General features: G+C 59.8%; 3 protein-coding genes. 1 reads left to right on the forward strand and 2 read right to left on the reverse strand.

Features of this window, described 5'->3' with window-relative positions; genetic code table 11:
* Window positions 1–82: 82 nt before the first annotated feature.
* Window positions 83–1,264, reverse strand: a complete 1,182-nt coding sequence (locus ACW9JC_RS29000) for a CaiB/BaiF CoA transferase family protein (protein WP_457459325.1) — start codon at window positions 1,262–1,264, stop codon at window positions 83–85.
* Between the two features lie 145 nt (window positions 1,265–1,409).
* Complete coding sequence (locus ACW9JC_RS29005) at window positions 1,410–2,744, reverse strand: dicarboxylate/amino acid:cation symporter (protein WP_448109028.1); 1,335 nt, start codon at window positions 2,742–2,744, stop codon at window positions 1,410–1,412.
* A 339-nt stretch (window positions 2,745–3,083) separates the two neighbouring features.
* On the opposite strand from ACW9JC_RS29005, the gene ACW9JC_RS29010 reads away from it, so the two are divergent.
* Window positions 3,084–4,082, forward strand: coding sequence for an AraC family transcriptional regulator (locus tag ACW9JC_RS29010; protein ID WP_457459327.1), 999 nt, complete (start codon window positions 3,084–3,086; stop codon window positions 4,080–4,082).
* The last annotated feature ends 33 nt before the right edge of the window (window positions 4,083–4,115 follow it).

Below are 4,115 nucleotides of genomic sequence, written 5' to 3' on the forward strand. Positions count from 1 at the left end.
GTATTGGTTTTGTGCATAAAATTTGTGAACGACCCCAACCACTGTGGGAGCGGGCTTGCCCGCGATGAGGCCGGCACAGGCACTAAAGAACCACCTTGGCCCGCCGCAACTCTTCAATCCGCTGCGCACTAAACCCCAACTCCCCCAACACCTGATCCGTATGCTCGCCCAACGCCGCACCAATATGCCGAGGCTGCGGCAAGCCATCCGAAAACTTCAGCGGACAGGCCATCTGCGCCTGACTCGAACCATCCCCACGCGGCACTTGCGTCACCAGCTCCCGCGCCCGCAACTGCGGATGCTTTACGGCTTCGCCGAGACTCAACACCGGCTCGACACAGGCATCCAGCTCTGCAAACAGCGCACTGAGTTCGGCAAAGTCATGCTTCTCGAATTCTACTTTCAGCGCATCCTTGAGCTTCTTCTGCTGCGCCGGTTGTGGCGACAGGCCCAGGCTCGCCAGTTCCTCCAGCCCCAACGCCACGCACAACTGCTTCATGAATGCCGGCTCCAGGCTACCTACCGACAACCAACGCCCATCCCTTGAACGGTAATAATCGTAGAAGCTGCCGCCATTGAGTATCTGGTCTTCGCGGCCCGGCTCGACGCCACAGGCCAGATACCCGGCGCCGGCCATGGCGTTCAGGCTGAAGGCGCAGTCAGTCATGCTTACATCCAGATGCTGCCCCTGCCCGGTTTGCTGGCGGGCGATCACTGCCGCCAACAGCCCGATCACGCCATGCAGCGACCCACCGGCAACATCTGCCACCTGCGCACCCAAGGGCAGCGGTCCGCTGTCGGCGCGGCCGGTGTAGCTCGCCAACCCGGCCAACGCCAGGTAATTGATGTCATGGCCGGCGCGGTCCTTGTAAGGACCGGTCTGGCCGTAACCGGTGATCGACACATAAATCAGCTTCGGATTGATCGCCTTCAAGGCTTCATAACCCAGGCCCAGACGCTCCATGACGCCGGGGCGGAACTGTTCCAGCACGATGTCGTAGTCCTGCAATAGCTGCTTGATCACCTCCAGCGCTTCGGGCTGCTTGAGGTCCAGCGCCAGGCTGCGTTTGTTGCGATTGAGGTAGGCGTGGCTGGCCGATACGCCCTGGTCGTGGGGCGGCAGTACACGCACAAGATCCATGCGCGTCGGTGATTCGATTCGCAGCACTTCGGCGCCCATGTCCGCCAGCAATAACGAGGCGAATGGCCCCGGCAGCAGAGTCGAGAAATCCAGAACCTTGAGTGATGCCAGTGGACCGAGCATGAATGTTCCCCCTGAATGATGCCTCCAGACTAGGCAGCCGGACGCTCAGGGGCAATCACCTTATGTGCCAGTGACGCTGACCGTTGTGCTCAGGTCGCAGGCAGAAAAAAACCCGCCGAAGCGGGTTTTTTCATCACGACAAGGCTTACTTGGCGTTAACCGGGGTTACCTCTTCGGCGTGGCCCAGAACATCGTCTTTAGGCTCGTCGGCGATGCCGCGACCGCCCGAGGCCAGCTCGGATTGCAGCACGTCGGTGTCCAGCTCCTTGACCCACTTGGCCACGACGATAGTCGCTACTGCGTTACCGACCAGGTTGGTCAGGGCACGGGCTTCGGACATGAAGCGGTCGATACCGAGGATCAGCGCCAAACCGGCAACCGGCAGGTGGCCAACGGCGGACAGGGTGGCAGCCAGTACGATGAAGCCCGAACCGGTCACACCGGCAGCGCCTTTGGAAGACAGCAGCAACACCACCAGCAGGGTGATCTGGTGCGTGATGTCCATGTGGGTGTCAGTTGCCTGGGCAATGAACACGGCCGCCATGGTCAGGTAGATCGCAGTACCGTCGAGGTTGAACGAGTAACCGGTCGGGATCACCAGACCCACGACGGACTTCTGCGCACCCAGACGCTCCATCTTGATCAGCATGCGTGGCAGAACCGATTCCGAAGAAGAAGTACCCAGCACGATCAGCAGTTCTTCACGGATGTAGCGGATCATTTTCAGAACGCTGAAGCCGTGGGCGCGAGCGATACCGCCCAGCACGATCAGGATGAACAGCAGGCAGGTGATATAGAAGCAGATCATCAGTTGACCCAGCTGCACCAGCGAGCCGACACCGTAGGCACCGATGGTGAAGGCCATCGCACCGAAGGCACCGATTGGCGCGAGCTTCATGATCATGTTGATGATGTTGAACATCACGTGGGCGAAGCGATCGATGAAGTCCAGCAGCGGCTTGCCGTAGGCACCCAGGCGATGCAGGGCGAAACCGAAGATCACCGAGAACATCAGCACTTGCAGGATGTCGCCCGTGGCGAACGCGCCGACGATGGTGCTCGGGATCACGTTGAGCAGGAAGCCGATGACGCTTTGATCAGCACCGGCCGCAACATAAGTGGCGACTTTGGAAGCATCCAGGGTGCTGACGTCGATGTGCATGCCAGCGCCTGGCTGCACGATGTTGACCACGACCAGGCCAACCAGCAACGCGATGGTCGAAACGATTTCGAAGTAGAGCAGCGCGTAACCGCCGGTCTTGCCAACCGATTTCATGTCCTGCATGCCAGCGATACCGCTGACGACGGTGCAGAAGATGATCGGGGCGATGATCATTTTGATCAGCTTGATGAACCCGTCACCCAGTGGCTTAACGGCCACACCGATCTGGGGATAGAAGTGACCGAGCAAAATACCGATGACAATTGCAACGATCACCTGGAAATACAGGGATTTGTACAGTGGCTGACGAGTCGTCATTGCAAAGTTCCTCAAGAGTGCGCGCTGCCAACATCCATCTATGGCCGGCGACACCTGAATTGCGAACCCTCCTGCACTGGAGGGATTTGTTTTTTCGAGCTGCGCGACGGCAAGCATCTACCGGTTGTATCGCAAAGCCCGTGCCACCTTCCGGCAAACCCCTGCAAGCCTTTTGATATCAAGGGCTGCAGGTTTTTCTTTGTCTCCTGACGGCCACGATGCGGTGGCGGATTTCCGCCCTTCGGCCAAATCGCCTCCTGCAATTTGGCGGATATCCGCCTTGTTCATCGATTGGAACCGCGGCTACCATCCGTCGCTCAATGCACGGATTTGCCTGTTATGCGCGAACGCACCATCGCCAGTCATTTCGCCCGCGCCGTGCTCGGTGGTGCGCAGCGGCGTGGCTTCGACTATTCCAGCCTGTTGCAGCAACTGGGGATCAGCCCCGAGTTGCTCGACGAGCCGCGCGCGCGCATCGCTCCGGAGCAGTTCACCCGGCTGATCCAGACACTGTGGCTGGCGCTGGACGACGAATACCTGGGTTTCGGGCACGGTCCCAGCAAGCCGGGCAGCTTCGCGATGATGTGCCATGCGGTCATCCATTGCCGGAATCTGGATAAGGCGCTCAACCGGGGCTTATTGTTTTATAGCCTATTCCCCGACGCCCCGCGCCTGACCCTGACGCGCGAAGACGAAATGATCCGCCTGAGCCTGGACGATTCGCAGCTTTGGGACCCGGACCATTTCCTCAGCGAAAGCCTGTTGGTGATCTGGCACCGTTTCGGCAGTTGGCTGATCGGCCAGCGGATTCGCCTGGAGCAGGCCACGTTCAGTTATCCGCGACCGGAACACGGTGCCGAGTACGACTTGCTGTTTTCTTGTCCTCTGACGTTTTCCACATCCCAGAGCAGCCTGCTGTTTCACGGCCGCTACCTGAACATGCCGCTGTTGCAGGACGAACGCACCCTCAAGCATTTTCTCGAACACTCACCGGCCAATCTGCTGTCGCGCCCGGATGACGGCAACAGCCTGAGCAGTCAGTTACGGCGCTTGCTCAGCAGCGACAGTTCACGCTGGCCGGACCTGGAAGCCGTCGCCGCACACCTGCATATCAGTCCGCAGACGCTGCGCCGGCATCTGCGCGAGGAAGGCACCAGTTTTCAGGAGTTGAAGGATCAGTTGCGCCGCGACATTGCGATCTATCACCTGAGCCGCAACGATCTGCCTTTGCAGCAGATCGCCGAACAGCTGGGATTCTCCGAGCCTTCGGCGTTTCATCGGGCGTTCAAGAAGTGGACGGGGCTGACACCGGGGGCGTATCGGGCGCAGGAAAACTGAGCGCATAACCTGTAGGAGCACGGCTTGCCGGCG

The sequence above is a fragment of the Pseudomonas sp. SDO5591_S426 genome (genome assembly GCF_054070755.1).

Excerpts from the sequence above, each read along its gene's own strand:
- ACW9JC_RS29000 (WP_457459325.1), bottom strand. The coding sequence starts at position 1,264 with ATGCTCGGTCCACTGGCATCACTCAAGGTTCTGGATTTCTCGACTCTG.
- ACW9JC_RS29010 (WP_457459327.1), top strand. The coding sequence starts at position 3,084 with ATGCGCGAACGCACCATCGCCAGTCATTTCGCCCGCGCCGTGCTCGGT.
- ACW9JC_RS29005 (WP_448109028.1), bottom strand. The coding sequence starts at position 2,744 with ATGACGACTCGTCAGCCACTGTACAAATCCCTGTATTTCCAGGTGATC.